Here is a 395-nt window from a genome sequence, read left to right as displayed (position 1 = left end):
CGACGATCTCCCGCTGGGCGCCGCTGCCGCCAATCCGCACGACCTCGCTTGCCATGGGTTCCAGCAGGCGCGCGCAGCCGGCGTAGTCCTCCTCGGCGAAGGCCCGGGCGGCTCGGCAGATCGCAGGTACCACAGGCCCTGCGGGGAGTGATCCGGTCTCGACCAGCTCGGTCAGCGCCGCCACACGGCTCTCCAGCGCGCTAAAGTCGCCGGTCGCCGCTGCGATAAGTGCCATATGAAAATCGGCGAAGGGGAAGCCGGCCTGACTGAAGTAATTGGACGCATACGACGCCGCCTCATCCCATAGTCCCGCCGGGACGGCATGGTCATAGGCCTGGAGACGCCACAGGAACGACGAGGTGTCACTGACCACGTTGATCGGCACCCCCGTCGAG

1 protein-coding gene is annotated in these 395 nt (G+C 67.1%); it reads right to left on the bottom strand.

Translation table 11 applies throughout. From position 1 onward, the window contains the following. On the bottom strand, positions 1-395 hold a 395-nt coding region (locus tag M8009_RS18920; RefSeq protein WP_250064032.1), incomplete at both ends, for a tetratricopeptide repeat protein.

It is taken from the genome of Halomonas gemina (assembly GCF_023554995.1).
In the GTDB taxonomy this organism is placed as follows: Bacteria; Pseudomonadota; Gammaproteobacteria; order Pseudomonadales; family Halomonadaceae; genus Halomonas; species Halomonas gemina.
Note: the sequence above shows the minus strand (reverse complement) of the source record. Positions and strands in the feature narration are given on the sequence as shown.